The sequence below is a fragment of the Variovorax paradoxus NBRC 15149 genome, from assembly GCF_001591365.1.
GTDB lineage: Bacteria > Pseudomonadota > Gammaproteobacteria > Burkholderiales > Burkholderiaceae_C > Variovorax > Variovorax paradoxus.
Genome location: NZ_BCUT01000006.1, coordinates 281,052 through 294,621, shown reverse-complemented (window position 1 = coordinate 294,621; position 13,570 = coordinate 281,052). Strand labels below are relative to the sequence as shown.

The following is a 13,570-nucleotide window of genomic DNA, read 5'->3' as shown; positions in this document are numbered from 1 at the left end:
CCTCCAGGGGACCTATCCCACCGTTCTTCCCACAATCCAGAATGTCGTCCCCCAACCTGCATCCCATGCTCAATGTGGCCGTCAAGGCCGCACGCGCCGCCGGCGCCATCATCAACCGCGCCGCCCTCGACGTCGAGGCCGTGCGCATCTCGCAAAAGCAGGTCAACGACTTCGTCACCGAAGTCGACCACGCCAGCGAGCAGGTCATCATCGAAACGCTGCTTGGCGCGTATCCGGGGCACGGCATCCTGGCCGAGGAATCGGGCACCGAGCATGGCGCCAAGGATTCCGACTACGTCTGGATCATCGATCCGCTCGACGGCACCACCAACTTCATCCACGGCTTCCCGGTCTACTGCGTTTCCATCGCGCTGTCGGTGCGCGGCAAGATCGAGCAGGCGGTCATCTACGACCCGAGCCGCAACGACCTGTTCACCGCCACCAAGGGCCGCGGCGCCTACATGAACGAGCGCCGCATCCGCGTGTCCAAGCGCACCCGGCTCAGCGAATGCCTGGTGTCCACGGGCTTTCCGTTCCGCAGCGGCGACAACTTCAAGCAGTACCTGGCCATCATGGCCGACATGATGCCGCGCATGGCGGGCCTGCGCCGCCCCGGCGCCGCGGCGCTCGACCTGGCCTACGTGGCGGCCGGCTTCACCGACGGCTTCTTCGAGACGGGCCTCAATCCCTGGGACGTGGCGGCAGGCTCGCTGCTGGTCACCGAGGCCGGCGGCCTGATCGGCAACTTCACGGGCGAGCCCGACTTCCTGGAGCAGCGCGAATGCCTGGCCGGCGCACCGCGCATCTACGGCCAATTGGTGCCGCTGCTCGCCAAGTACTCCAGGTTCGCGGGCATCGACGACAAGATGCGCGCCAGCGACCGCGTGCGCGCCGTGTCGGCCGCCGCGCGGCCCGGTGCCGACGAATCGGTCGACCTGTACGCCCGCAGCACCGTGACCGACCTGACGGCCGCGCCGCTCGACGGCGAGGCGCCCGCTCCCGCCGCCGCACCGGCCGCGCCCGTGCCGCGCAAGCTCACGCGCGTGCGCCGCGACGCGCCGGCCGGCGGCGGCTCCTCCGAAGGCGACGCTTCCGCCAAGTGATGCAGGGGCCAGGCGCCGCCCTCCGCTTCCGTGCGGCGCTGCGCATTGCGCTGAGCCAGTACGTCGCCAGCGGCCTCACGGTCGCGCTCGGCCTGCTCGTGATCTCGGCCGGCGCGCACCTGTGGCTCGGCGCCGTCGCGGCCTCGGCCGCCGCGGTGGGCGTGATCGTCACGGCCCCGCCCGACCTGCCCGGCCCGCGCCGCGGCAAGTTCTTCCAGATGCTGCCGGCCCCGCTGATCGGGCTGCCGCTGTTCTTCCTGGTGCAGCTGCTGCACGCCGCGCCCATTCGCCTGGGCCTGGTGCTGGTGCCCGCCACCTTCGTCGCCTTCCTGGCGATGGCATGGGGCAAGCGCGGCATCCCCATCGCCATCGCGGTGATGTTCTCGATGATCTTCTCGATGGCCACGCCCGCACCCAGCGGCATGGCCGAGGCGCTCGAGCGCACCTGGCACTTCGGCATCGGCGCCGGGCTCTACGTGATCTGGGCCACGCTGGCCAACCATGCGCTGAATTCGCGCTTTCGCGTGCAGTCGGTCTCGGACGTGCTGTATTCGCTGGCCGCGCTGATGCGCACCGAGGCCAGCCAGTTCACGCCGCGCGACGACACCAGCGACATCCGCGAAACCCCCGCGCCTTTGCTGGGCCGGCTGCTGCGCGAACAGGCCGCGCTGGCCGACCAGCTGCAGGCCACGCGCGACATCGTGCTCGAATCGCCGCGCACGCCGCGCCGGCAGCGGCTGGCCGCCATGCTGGTGATCGTGCTCGAGATGCGCGACCAGCTGCTCGCGAGCGAGCTCGACCTGGACGCGCTCAAGAGCCATCCCGCGCACGCCGAGGCGCTCATCGAGATGCGCCGCGTGCTCGAGGAGCTGGCCGACGACACCACCGCGCTCGGCGACGCGCTGCTGATGGGCCGCCAGCCCGAGCCGGTGGCCGACCGGCGCCCGCGGCTCGCGTCGATCCATCTTTCGGGCGAAGACCATATCGCCAGCCACGGCCTGCCGGGCCCGAACGCCGCCATGCTCGCGCGCGGCCTGGCCAGCCGCATCGGCCACATCAACGACGAGGTGCTGCGCCTGTCGGCCATGGCGCGCGGCGATGCCGAGCCCAATCTTGCGGTGGTGCGCGCCAACTGGCAGATGTTCGTGAGCCCGACCGACTGGTCGCTGCGGCCCTTTCTCGCGCTGTGGCGCTGGGACGCGCCGCCGCTGCGCCACGCGATTCGCGCGGCCCTGGCCATTGCGGCCGGCTACACGATTGCGGTGTCGCTGCCCTGGGGTTCGCACGACTACTGGATCCTGCTGACCATCGTGGTGGTGCTGCGCGGCAGCCTTTCGCAGACGCTGGAACGGCGCAACAGCCGCGTCGCCGGCACGCTGCTGGGCAGCGTGCTCGCGGTGGGCCTGCTCTCGGCGCATCCGTCGCCGCTCGCGCTGCTGGTCATCCTCACGGTGGCGCAGGCCATTGCCCACAGCTTTGCGGTGCGGCGCTACCTGATCACGGCGGTGGCGGCCACGGTGCTGGGCCTGGTGCAGGCGCACATGCTCAACGTGGGCGCCGCGCCCATCTTCGCGCTGTTCGAGCGCATTGCCGACACGCTGATCGGCGCCGCGCTGGCCTGGGGCTTCTGCTATGTGCTGCCCTCGTGGGAGCGCGGGCAGATTCCGGCGCTGGTGGCGCGCACGCTCACCGCGCAGGCGCGCCATGCACGGCTGGCGCTCGGCCTCGGCCAGCTGCAGGCCGTCGATAGCAGCCCCGAGCTCGAATGGCGGCTCGCGCGCCGCGAGGCCTACGACAGCCTCTCGGCGCTGGTGCAGGCCACGCAGCGTTCGCTGTCGGAGCCGCGCGCGGTGCAGCCGCCGCTGGAGCCGCTCGAACACCTGCAGGCGCACAGCTATCAGCTGCTCGCGCAGCTCAGCGCCGTCAAGTCGATGCTGGTGCTCAGGCGCGACCGGCTCACGGCCGCCGAGATCGAAGGCCCGCTCGCGCGCACCGCGCAGCGCATCGAGGCCGCCATCGGCAGCGCGCCGACCACCGGCCCCTCGCTCCCTGAAAGCACCGGCTCCACCACCGTGGGCGGCCCGATTCCCCTGCCCGACCCGTTCGACAACGACATCAGCCCCTGGCTGCTGCGCCGGCTCGACCTGGCCACGGCACTCTCGACGCAGCTGCGCGACGACGCGGCGCGCATCCTTCAACACCTGGACGAGACAACAGAAGCAGCCACGACCCCCGCCTGATGACCCAAGAGATACTTGCCCACCCCTGGTTCGGCACCTGGATTGCCGTTCTCGTCGCCGTCCCGCTCGCTCTCCTGGTCCACCGCATCGGCGGCCTTGTGCTGAAACGCATCACCCGCCCCGCGCCCGCGGTGCACGCGATGGTGGTCAACTGCAACGCACCGGCGCGGCTGGTGCTGCCGCTGGTGGCGCTGCTGCTCATCTTCCAGGCCGCGCCCGAGGACCTGCGCTTCCTTGGCAGCGTGCGGCATTTCAACGGCCTGCTGCTGATCGCCGCGACCACCTGGCTCGCGGTGCGGGCCATCAGCGGCTTTGCCGACGGCGTACTCGCGCAGCATCCCTCCGACGTTGCCGACAACCTGCAGGCGCGCCGCGTGCTCACGCAGACGCGCGTGCTCGCGCGCACGGCCATGTCGGTGGTGCTGGTGGCCGGCGGCGCGATGATGCTCATGACCTTTCCGGGCGCGCGCCAGGTGGGTGCGAGCCTGCTGGCCTCCGCGGGGGTGATCGGCATCGTGGCGGGCCTCGCGGCCAAGCCGGTGTTCAGCAACCTGATCGCCGGGCTGCAGATCGCGCTGGCCCAGCCGATCCGCATCGACGACGTGCTGGTGGTCGAGGGCGAATGGGGCCGCGTCGAGGAGATCACGGGCACCTTCGTGGTGCTCAAGATCTGGGACGACCGGCGCCTGATCCTGCCGCTCAGCTACTTCATCGAGAAGCCGTTCCAGAACTGGACGCGCCATTCCTCGCAGCTGCTGGGCTCCGTCTTCGTCTACGTCGACTACGGCATGCCGCTCGCGCCGCTGCGCGAAGAGGTCGAGCGCATCGTGAAGGCGGCGCCCGAATGGGACGGCCGCTTCTTCAACATGCGCGTGACCGACGCCACCGAGCGCAGCATGCAGGTTCGCGTGCTGTGCACCGCCGCCACATCGGGCCTGGCCTTCGACCTGCGCTGCACCGTGCGCGAAGGGCTCCTCGACTTCATGCAGCGCGAGTACCCGCAGTTCCTGCCGAAGATGCGCATCGAGGCCGATCCGCTCCAGGGCGCGGCGGCGGCCTGACGCAGCGCGCCGCAGCGCCTCAGCCGGGCACGGCGCCCGCCGGCACCGCCACCGCGCGCGCCGGGATCGGCACCGACATGACGATCGATGTGCGCGTCTCGCCCAGGTGGTTGATGCTGCTCACGAAGGCCTCGAGATGCTCGATGTCCCGGGCCACCACCTTCAGCACATAGGAGTCCTGGCCCGTGACGTGAAAGCACTCGAGCACCTCGCGCCGGCCGTCGAGCAGCTTCAGCAGCCGGGCCTTGTCGGGCTGCGCGGTCGTGATGCCGATCAGCGCCGCCACCGTGTAGCCCGCCTTGCGCGGCGGAACCACCGCGCGGTAGCCCTCGATCACGCCGGCCTCCTCGAGCCGCTTCACGCGCTCCGAGGTCGAGGGCACGGACAAGCCCACCTGCCGCGCCAGCGCCGTCAGCGAGGTGCGCGCGTCCTGCTGGAGCGCGTCGAGGATTTGCCAGTTCTTGGAGTCGATTTCCATGAATCTAAGGTGCAGTTGGGAATTTCACTTCCGATTTCAGGCCAGGCACGCTGCGCGCCTTAATTCCGTCATTCTCGCCATGAAGGTGGCGCCGAACAATCGAAGGCATGGACTTTTCTCTTTTCCTCAAGGCCCTGGTCATCGGGCTGTCGATCGCCGCACCCGTGGGCCCCATCGGGCTGCTCTGCATCCAGCGCACGCTTGCGCACGGCCGTGCCATCGGTTTTTTCAGCGGCCTCGGCGCCGCGCTGGCGGATGCGTGCTACGGCGCCATCGGCGCGTTCGGCGTGTCGGCGGTGATCTCGTCCATGGTGGCGGCGCGCGTGCCGCTGGCGCTCGGCGGCGCGGCCTTCCTGGCATGGATGGGCGTGCAGCTGCTGCGCGCGCCGGCCGCCACCCAGGCCCGCGCCGCGCAGGACGCCGCCACGCCGCTCAAAGCCGTACTGTCGGTGTTCATGCTCACGCTCGCGAATCCGATGACGATCCTTTCCTTCGTCGCGGTGTTCGCATCGATCGGCACCGGACATGCGAGCAGCGGCAGCGGCGCTGCCGTGACGATGGTGGCGGGCGTTTTCCTCGGGTCGGCGATATGGTGGCTGGGCCTGTCGACCGTGGTGTCGATGGTGCGGCACAGGCTCGGTGCGCGGGTGCTCCAGTCCATCAACCGGCTGTCGGGCGCACTGCTGCTGGGCTTTGCGGTGTTTCAGCTCTCGGCGCTGCTGTCGCGCTGATCCGCATGACGGCGCCGGCGCAGCGGCGGGCGCTCGAGGTAGGTGAACGCCCGCAGCAGCCACTCCGCCGGGCCGTAGGCGAAGCGCTGCATCCACCAGTGGCTCAGCGCCAGGTTGCCCGCGAAGATCGCGAAGGCAATTGCGAACGTGGCCAGCGGCCCGACCGTTCCGATCCAGCGCAGCCCGTAGGCGAGAAAGATCCACGCACAGGCCGCCGATTGCAGCAGGTAGTTCGACAGCGCCATGCGGCCCGCGGGCGCCAGCAGCTGCGCCAGCCACCGGCCGTGCCGGCGCTGGAACACCAGCAGCAGGCCGGCCGCATACGCAGCCGACAGGAACGGCGCCGTCAGCAGCGTGAGCGCGAGGCCCTGGATGTCGCGCACCGGGTCGTTCAGCCGCAGGGTCGGCCAGGCGTAGGCCAGCGCACCCGGCAGGCCGAGGGCAAGCCCCCACCAGAACACGCGCCACCACAGCGTGCGATGCGCTTCGGCCTGCGCGAGGAGCCCGCGCTTGCCGGCGATGAAGCCCGCAAGGAACATGGCCAGCGCCTCGGGCGCCTGCACCAGCGCCGTGATCCACCAGGTCTGCGAGAGATCGCGCAAGTGCTGCACCACCACCATGGCGGGCGTGGCGCGGTAGGCGGCCAGCGCCGCGGCGGCTTCGCCGTAGGCCGCCTGCGCCGCCATCAGCATGTCCGCATGCGTGTACATCTGGCCGACGGCGGCCCACAGCAATGAAGTGAGCAGCACCAGCGCGATGGCCGCGCACGCGAGGAACACATCGCTGCGCCGCCGCAGCATGAGCAGCAAGGCACCCAGCACGGCGTACGCAGTGAGGATGTCGCCGTAGTAGAGCAGCACGGCATGCGCCACGCCGAGGACCCACAACCCGAAGTGCCGCCGCACCATGCGCGGCACGAAAGGCTTGCCGTCGCGCTCGGCCGCGCGCATCTGCAGCGTGAAGCTGTAGCCGAACAGGAACGAGAACAGCAGGTAGAACTTGCTCTCGAACACAAGGGCCCGCACGAACGAGGCGCCGCGGTCGGCCGGCGAGATGGCCATCGGATCGGGAATGCCCAGGCCGTAGTAGGTGGATGCAAAGCTCGCGATGTTGACCACCAGGATGCCCAGCAGCGCAAAGCCGCGCAGCGCATCGACCATCTGCTGGCGTTCGCCCGGAGCGGTGTTCATGCGGGTTTCCCGATGCCGGCATTGGCCAGGTTGCCGCGCGCCGCGGCCGCGACGATGCCGCGGATCGCCTCGACCAGCAGCCGCGCGCCCTCGCCCGCTTCGCCGCCGCGCCGCACCGTGAAGCCCACCGGCCCTTCGGTGCCCGAGGTGTCGATGGCCACGCGCTTCAACGCGCCCTGCGCAATCAAGCCCTCGACGGCACCCTGCGGCGCAAACCACACCGCATCGCAGCGCTGCAGCAGCCCGACCACGAAGCTGGTGTCCGTCGCCTCCACCAGCCGGCTGGGCAGCGCCATGCCCTGTGCGATCAGGAAGGCATCGGCCGTGTGCCGGATCAGCGTGCCCGAGACCGGCAGCACCAGCGGATGGGCGGTCAATGCATCGAGCGTGGGCCTGCGCCGCGCGGCGAGGGGATGGCCGGGTCGCACCACCAGCAGCAGCGGTTCGCTGTAGAGCTGTTCGAACGCCAGGTCGGCCATGGCCGAGGCTTGCGCGAGGCGGCCGAGCACCAGGTCGATCTCACCCTGGCGCAGCTGCGTCATCAGCTGCGCGTTGGTGCCGCTCACCACGCGCACGCGCAGCGCCGGGTGCGAGGCATACAGCCGCGCGACGGCCTCTGGCAGCAGGTTGGCCGCCATGTTGGGCAGGGCGCCCACGGCCACGCGCAGCTGGTCGGCTTCGGGCTGGTCCATGGCCAGGCCCATGCCTTCGCGCAGTCCGCGCAGCGCGGAGACGGCATGGCGCACCAGCACCTCGGCCGCCGGCGTGAGCTCGACGCCGCGGCGGCGGCGCAGCAGCAACTGGCGCCCGACGATCTCTTCGAGCTCGGCGATGGTCTTGGACACCGCGGGCTGCGTGAGCGCCAGGGCCTTGCCCGCGCGCACGAGGTTGCGCTCCTGCGCCACCATCACCAGGCACTGCAGGTGGCGCAGCTTGAGGCGCGCAAAATTGTTCATGGCTGACATGGGGTTTCTTCCCTGTGGAGCGGCCATCCAAATATAACCAGAAGGAATAGCTGGCAGAAGAGCTTTCAGTTGTGCGGGCCGCTTCCGCCTTCTAGAGTGGCCCCCGATACGGAGACAAGCAAAGACATGACCACCGGTTTCTCGAAGAAGAACGCCCCGGGCGCATCGCGCCGCCTGGCCCTTGCCGCCGCCGCCTGTGCTGCGCTTTGCCTCGCGCTCGGCAGCCCGGCCGCGCATGCCGACGCGGCCTACCCCGCCAAGCCGGTGAAGTTCATCACCAACTTCCCGGCCGGCGGTCCGCTCGACATCCTCGGCCGCGCGCTGGGCGACGTGCTGCAGAAGGAGCTCAGGCAGCCCTTCGTGGTCGACAACCGGCCGGGCGCCGGCGGCAACATCGGCGCCGACCTCGTCGCCAAGAGCCCGCCCGACGGCTACACGGTGCTGCTGAGCATCGACAGCACCTTCACCATCAATCCGCACCTGTACGCGTCGATGCCCTTCGCGGCCAGGGACCTGAAGCCGCTGATGATCTTCAGCTCGTCGGGCCTGGGCTTCGGCGTCGGGCCCGCCGTCAAGGCGAAGACGCTGCCGGAATTCATCGCGCAGGCCAAGGCCGAGCCCGCCACCTTCAGCTCGGCCGGCAACGGCAGCCCGGGGCATCTTGCGGCCGGCATCTTCTCGACCGCGACCGGCGCCAAGGTCACGCACGTGCCCTACAAGGGCAACGCACCGGCCGTGATGGCATTGCTGGGCGGCGAGGTGCAGGCCGGCATCCTCGCCACGCCGGGCCTGCTGCCGCAGGTGCAGGCCGGCAAGCTGCGCGCGCTGGCCGTGACCGGCCGCCAGCGCTCGCCGCTGCTGCCCGAGGTGCCCACGGTGGGCGAACTCGGCCTGAAGGACCTGGAATTCGAGGTGCTCTACCTCGCAATGGTGCCGGCCGCCACGCCCGAGCCTGTGGTGCAGGTCCTGCGCCAGTCGCTGCAGAAGGCGCTGGCGCTGCCCGAGGTCAAGGCGCGCCTGGCTTCGCTCGACATGGTGGCGCTCGGCGAGACCGGCGCACCTGCGGCCGAGCGCCTGGCAGCCAACCAGGCGCGCTACGGCCGCATCGTCAAGGCGACCGGGATGAAGGTGGACTGATGCCGCCCGCGCCGCGGCGCCCGCGGTCGGCCTTGGGCAGCACGGCCTTTTGCACCATGCGCTCGGCCTGCGCCTGCAGGCGGTCCAGGAATGCGTCCAGGCGCGCCGCGTCTTCCTTGTCGAGCGCTTCCATCAGCTCGGCGTTGATCTGGGTGACCAGCGGAAAAAGCTCCTCGTACAGCGCCTGCCCGCTCTCGGTCAGGCCCAGCAGCACCTGCCGCCGGTCGCCCGCGCGGGCCACGCGCGAGACCAGCCGCTTGTCGACCAGCGAGCCGATCGTCTTGGAGGTGCGGGCGCGGTCGAGCTGGGCGTGCTCGGCCAGCTGCGAGGAGCCCAGTTCGCCGCGGCTCGCGAGCACCGCGATCAGCCGCCACTCGCGCCGCGTGATGCCGAAGCGGCCCTCGCACAACCGGATCACCATGCTGCCCGCAACCCCGATCAGCCGCGCGAGCCGGTACAGCAGCAGGTCGTCGGGCGAACGGCGCGGCACGGTCATTCGGGGTTAGTCCGGGGGATGGTTGATTAGATCAATCGAATGTAGCGTCTCTAAAGTCCTTCGGGATCCAACGCCAACCCTATAAGACCCCGGAGACACCGCCCCATGCCCAGCACGCCTCTTTCCTTGAGCTTCGACCGCCGCCGCGCACTTGCCGCGCTGGGCGGACTCGCCCTGGCGCCGCTCGCGCTCGACGCGCAGGCCCAGGCCTTCAGGCCCGGCCAGCCGATCAAGGTGCTGATCGGCGTGCCCGCCGGCGGCACGCAGGACGTGCTGACGCGTGCCATCGCGCAGCAGGTGCGCGATGCGCTGGGCCCGCTCATCATCGACAACCGCGCGGGTGCGGCGGGCCGCATCGCGGCCGAAACCGTCAAGACGGCCGCGCCCGACGGCCACACGCTGCTGCTGGGAACGGCCAGCATGATGACCATGTTCCCGAGCGCATACCGCAGCCTCTCGTACGACCCCATCAAGGATTTCGTGCCCATCATCAACGCGGCGCGCTTCGAGCTGGCCCTCACCGTGCACAAGGACGTGCCCGCCAACACGCTGGCCGAATTCATCGCCTGGGCCAAGGCGCAGGGCGACAAGCTGAGCTTCGGCTCCTACGGCGCGGGCACGCCCTCGCACTTCCTCGGCGAGATGCTCAACCGTGCGGCCGGGCTCAAGATGGTGCACGTGCCCTACCGCGGCTCCTCGCCCGCGCGGCAGGACCTGATGGGCGGCACCGTGCCCGTGTACTTCGACACCGTCGGCGGCGCGCAGCAGATGCTGCCGACGGGCCGCGCGAAGGTGCTGGCCACCAGCGGCGAGAAGCGCTCGCCGCTCATGCCCAACCTGCCCTGCTTCGTCGAGGCCGGCTACAAGGACGTGGTGGCCACCGCCTGGTTTGCCTACTATGCGCCGCTCAAGACGCCGCAGCCCGTCGTCGACAAGCTGCGCGCCGAATTCACCCGCGCCGTCAATGCCCGCGAGGTGCGCCAGCTGCTGCTGCAAAACGGCATGTACCCGATCGCCGACGGCAGCGAGGCGCTGCTCAAGACCATGCGCGAGGACACCGCGCGCTGGGCGGGCATCATGAAGGCCGTGAATTTCCAGGCTACCGACTGAACAACCGAACGAACGAACCGAGGAGGAACCCCCCACATGCCCAAGACCGCCCCCATCACCCGCCGCCTTGCCGCGCTGCTTGCCGCAGCCGGCTTCATGGCGTCCATCGCCGCCGTGCCCGCCAGCGCGGGCGCACAGGCGCTCGACAGCCCGCTGCACATCGTCGTCGGCTACGCGCCCGGCGGCGCCACCGACCGCGTCGCGCGCATCGTGGGCGACAAGCTCGGCGCGAGGCTGGGCGTGCCGGTCGTCGTCGACAACAAGCCCGGCGCCGGCGGCCGCCTGGCCGCGCAGCAGGCCAGGAACACGCCCGCCAGCCAGAACGTGCTGATGCTCGCCAACCCGGCCGTGATGGTGGTGGCGCCGCTCGTCTTCAAGGACAACAACTACGACCCCGAGCGCGACTTCGTGCCCGTGTCGCACGTCAACAGCTACAACTTCGCGCTGTCGGTGTCGCCCACGCTGCCGGTGCGCGAACTCAACCACCTGCTGGCGTGGATGCGCGCCAACCCCAACCAGGCCAACGTGGGCGTGCCGGCCACCGGCAGCCTGCCGCACTTCTTCGGACTCATGGTGGGCGAGAAGGCCAAGGTGCAGACGCAGGTGATCGGCTACCGCGGCTCGGCCCCGCTGCTGAACGACCTGATCGGCGGCCAGGTGCCCATCTCGGTCGACACCGAGGACGTGGTGCTGCCGCTGCACGACACCAGCAAGCTGCGCATCCTGGCGATCTCGGGCGACAAGCGCTCGCCCTTCGCGCCGAACATCCCGACCTTCAAGGAAGCCGGCCTCGACCTGGCCGCCACCGGCTGGAACACCTTCTTTGCGCCGGCGAGCATGCCCAAGGCCAAGGTCGAGCGCCTGGCCGCCACCATCCGCGAAGTCATGCAGGATGCGGACACGCAGCGCAAGTTCAAGGACGCCGGCATGACGCCGGTGGTGAGCACGCAGGCGCAGACCGCCGCGATGCTCAAGGCCTACAAGGCGCAATGGGCACCCGTGGTCCAGAAGTCCGGCTACCAGCCCTGAGCTTTCCAAAAGACATGACCAGACCCAACATCATCTTCATCGTGGCCGACGACCTCGGCTATGCCGACCTCGGCTGCTACGGCGGCCGCGATGCCGCCTTCGGCCCCGTGTCGCCCGTGCTCGACGGCCTGGCGGCCAACGGCCTGAAGCTCACGCAGGGCTACTCGAACTCGCCCGTGTGCTCGCCCACGCGCTTTGCGATGATCACCGCGCGCTACCAGTACCGGCTGCGCGGCGCGGCCGAGGAACCCATCAACAGCAAGAGCCGCGGCAGCACCACGCTCGGCCTGCCGACCGACCATCCCACGCTGCCTTCGCTGCTGAAGGCCGGCGGCTACCAGACCGCGCTCATCGGCAAGTGGCACCTGGGCTATCCGCCCACTTTCGGGCCGCTGCGCTCGGGCTACGACGAGTTCTTCGGGCCGATGTCGGGTGGCGTCGACTACTTCACGCATTGCGACTCCACCGGCCGCCACGACCTGTGGTTCGGCGAGGAAGACAAGCAGGAAGAGGGCTACCTCACCGACATCCTTTCGAAGCGCGCCGTCGACTACGTGGAGCGCATGGCAAAGCAGGACGCGCCCTTCTTCCTGAGCCTGCACTACACCGCGCCGCACTGGCCCTGGGAAACGCGGGACGACGCCGACAAGGCGCCGCTCGTGAAGGACAACCTGTTCGACCTGGCCGGCGGCAACATCCACGTGTACCGCCGCATGATCCATCACATGGACGAAGGCATCGGCTGGATCATGGCCGCGCTGCGCAAGCACGGCATGGCCGACAACACGCTGGTGGTGTTCACCAGCGACAACGGCGGCGAGCGCTTCTCCGACAACTGGCCGCTGGTGGGCGGCAAGATGGACCTGACCGAAGGCGGCATCCGCGTGCCATGGATCGCGCACTGGCCCGCGGTGATTGCCAAGGGCGGCGAGAGCCGGCAGCTGTGCATGACCATGGACTGGTCCGCCACCATGCTCGATGCGGCCGGCGTCAAGGCCGATGCGGACTACCCGCTGGACGGCGTGTCGCTGATGCCCGTGCTGAAGGACGCCAGGCACAGCTTCCGCCGTCCGCTGCACTGGCGCATGAACCACCGCGGCCAGCAGGCCATGCGCGACGGCGACTGGAAGTACCTGAAGGTCGACGGCAACGAGTACCTCTTCAACATTCCGGCCGACGAGCGCGAGCGCGCGAACCTGGGCAAGAAGGAGCCGCAGCGGCTCGCGGCCATGCGGGAAGACTGGCTGGCCTGGAACGCAACCATGCCTTCAATTCCGGAGGATGCGACGGTGAGCCTGGGCTACTCGGTCAAGGACATGCCGCAGCGCTGAACCCAGGCGAGGGAACGGGCGGACCCGCCGCCGCGTCCCTTCGCCGATCCTTCACCTGTTCACGCCAAGCGAGGCCCTGCGAGCAGAAGCGGCCAGTTCAGACGCGGAGGCAGCGCCCGCCTCCAGCGAACACCATGCGGCTGCGGGCTTGCCCGCCTCCAGCGAACACCATGCCGCTGTGGGCTTGCCCGCCTCGAGCGAACACCATGCGGCTGCAGGCTTGCCCGCCTCGAGCGAGCACCATGCGGGCGCATCCTTGCCCGGCGCGTATCGGGCTGCGGCCGCCGGCTCGCCGAATTCCTCGGCGGTCAGGCGCTGCATCTCCAGGAAGGCCGCCTGCAGCGCCTTGGCGTCTTCCTCGCCGCGCAGGCCGAGGTACGGAAAGTGGTGCAGGAAGTAGCCGAAAGTGGTTTCGCAATCGGCTGCGTACTTTCTCGTGTCGAGGATGTGCATGTGCCAGAAGCGGTCGACGTCCTGCTCGGGAGCGAGCGTCAGCTCGGGGTGCTTGGCGTGCAGTATCAGGTAGCGTTTGTAGGCCACCTCCATCTGGTCCGCGTAGCCGGCCGACCAGCCGTAGCCGTCCTCTTTGCGGCAGGCCTTGAACTTGATCGGCGTGAGGTCGATCGCCTCGATGGCGGCGATCGTCTGCTCCAGTGTCTTGCGCTGGGTGGAATGGATCATGAATGCTCCTGTGAAGTT

General features: G+C 69.7%; 13 protein-coding genes. 8 read left to right on the top strand and 5 right to left on the bottom strand.

Annotated features, from left to right (window positions below; all coding sequences use genetic code 11):
• Nucleotides 1–41: 41 nt before the first annotated feature.
• The 3 genes from VPA02S_RS25415 to VPA02S_RS25405 are packed head-to-tail and all read left to right on the top strand — an operon-like array spanning nucleotide 42 to nucleotide 4,404.
• Nucleotides 42–1,103 carry an inositol monophosphatase family protein gene (locus VPA02S_RS25415; RefSeq protein WP_062366354.1) on the top strand — a complete coding sequence of 354 codons (1,062 nt, stop codon included), beginning with the start codon at nucleotides 42–44 and terminating at the stop codon, nucleotides 1,101–1,103.
• A complete protein-coding gene (locus tag VPA02S_RS25410) occupies nucleotides 1,103–3,343 on the top strand; it encodes an FUSC family protein (RefSeq protein ID WP_062366352.1) in 2,241 nt (746 codons plus the stop codon). The genes VPA02S_RS25415 and VPA02S_RS25410 overlap by 1 nt, the downstream gene beginning before the upstream one ends.
• Nucleotides 3,343–4,404 (top strand): mechanosensitive ion channel family protein, encoded by a 1,062-nt coding sequence (locus VPA02S_RS25405; protein WP_012748663.1) that lies wholly within the window; start codon nucleotides 3,343–3,345, stop codon nucleotides 4,402–4,404. Before VPA02S_RS25410 ends, VPA02S_RS25405 begins: the two co-directional genes overlap by 1 nt.
• Nucleotides 4,405–4,423: 19 nt before the next feature.
• Here VPA02S_RS25405 and VPA02S_RS25400 read toward each other — a convergent pair whose 3' ends face one another.
• On the bottom strand, nucleotides 4,424–4,882 hold the full coding sequence (locus tag VPA02S_RS25400; protein WP_062366350.1) for an Lrp/AsnC family transcriptional regulator: 459 nt from the start codon (nucleotides 4,880–4,882) through the stop codon (nucleotides 4,424–4,426).
• Between the two features lie 107 nt (nucleotides 4,883–4,989).
• Here VPA02S_RS25400 and VPA02S_RS25395 point away from each other — a divergent pair, with 107 nt between their 5' ends.
• Nucleotides 4,990–5,613 carry a LysE/ArgO family amino acid transporter gene (locus VPA02S_RS25395; protein WP_062366348.1) on the top strand — a complete coding sequence of 208 codons (624 nt, stop codon included), beginning with the start codon at nucleotides 4,990–4,992 and terminating at the stop codon, nucleotides 5,611–5,613.
• Here VPA02S_RS25395 and VPA02S_RS25390 read toward each other — a convergent pair.
• Both VPA02S_RS25390 and VPA02S_RS25385 read right to left on the bottom strand, forming a co-directional pair.
• Nucleotides 5,586–6,803 (bottom strand): DUF418 domain-containing protein, encoded by a 1,218-nt coding sequence (locus VPA02S_RS25390; protein WP_062366346.1) that lies wholly within the window; start codon nucleotides 6,801–6,803, stop codon nucleotides 5,586–5,588. The two genes, VPA02S_RS25395 and VPA02S_RS25390, sit on opposite strands and share 28 nt — an antisense overlap.
• Complete coding sequence (locus VPA02S_RS25385) at nucleotides 6,800–7,768, bottom strand: LysR substrate-binding domain-containing protein (RefSeq protein ID WP_062366345.1); 969 nt, start codon at nucleotides 7,766–7,768, stop codon at nucleotides 6,800–6,802. The genes VPA02S_RS25390 and VPA02S_RS25385 overlap by 4 nt, the downstream gene beginning before the upstream one ends.
• Nucleotides 7,769–7,894: 126 nt before the next feature.
• On the opposite strand from VPA02S_RS25385, the gene VPA02S_RS25380 reads away from it, so the two are divergent.
• Nucleotides 7,895–8,905: a Bug family tripartite tricarboxylate transporter substrate binding protein gene (locus VPA02S_RS25380; protein ID WP_062366343.1), complete on the top strand. Its 1,011-nt coding sequence runs from the start codon at nucleotides 7,895–7,897 to the stop codon at nucleotides 8,903–8,905.
• On the opposite strand, the gene VPA02S_RS25375 is transcribed toward VPA02S_RS25380, so the two are convergent.
• The gene (locus VPA02S_RS25375) at nucleotides 8,877–9,401 is read right to left on the bottom strand and encodes a MarR family winged helix-turn-helix transcriptional regulator (protein ID WP_062366341.1); all 525 of its coding nucleotides are present in this window, start codon (nucleotides 9,399–9,401) and stop codon (nucleotides 8,877–8,879) included. The genes VPA02S_RS25380 and VPA02S_RS25375 overlap by 29 nt on opposite strands.
• Nucleotides 9,402–9,506: 105 nt before the next feature.
• Between VPA02S_RS25375 and VPA02S_RS25370 the strand changes: the two genes are divergently transcribed.
• The 3 genes from VPA02S_RS25370 to VPA02S_RS25360 are packed head-to-tail and all read left to right on the top strand — an operon-like array spanning nucleotide 9,507 to nucleotide 12,871.
• Complete coding sequence (locus tag VPA02S_RS25370; protein WP_062366339.1) at nucleotides 9,507–10,511, top strand: Bug family tripartite tricarboxylate transporter substrate binding protein; 1,005 nt, start codon at nucleotides 9,507–9,509, stop codon at nucleotides 10,509–10,511.
• 36 nt (nucleotides 10,512–10,547) lie between these two features.
• Nucleotides 10,548–11,540: a Bug family tripartite tricarboxylate transporter substrate binding protein gene (locus VPA02S_RS25365; RefSeq protein WP_062366337.1), complete on the top strand. Its 993-nt coding sequence runs from the start codon at nucleotides 10,548–10,550 to the stop codon at nucleotides 11,538–11,540.
• 14 nt (nucleotides 11,541–11,554) lie between these two features.
• The gene (locus tag VPA02S_RS25360) at nucleotides 11,555–12,871 is read left to right on the top strand and encodes a sulfatase family protein (RefSeq protein ID WP_062366335.1); all 1,317 of its coding nucleotides are present in this window, start codon (nucleotides 11,555–11,557) and stop codon (nucleotides 12,869–12,871) included.
• Nucleotides 12,872–12,922: 51 nt separating this feature from the next.
• Here the strand turns inward: VPA02S_RS25360 and VPA02S_RS25355 are convergent, their stop codons facing one another.
• A complete protein-coding gene (locus tag VPA02S_RS25355) occupies nucleotides 12,923–13,552 on the bottom strand; it encodes a glycine-rich domain-containing protein (RefSeq protein ID WP_062366333.1) in 630 nt (209 codons plus the stop codon).
• Nucleotides 13,553–13,570 lie beyond the last annotated feature (18 nt).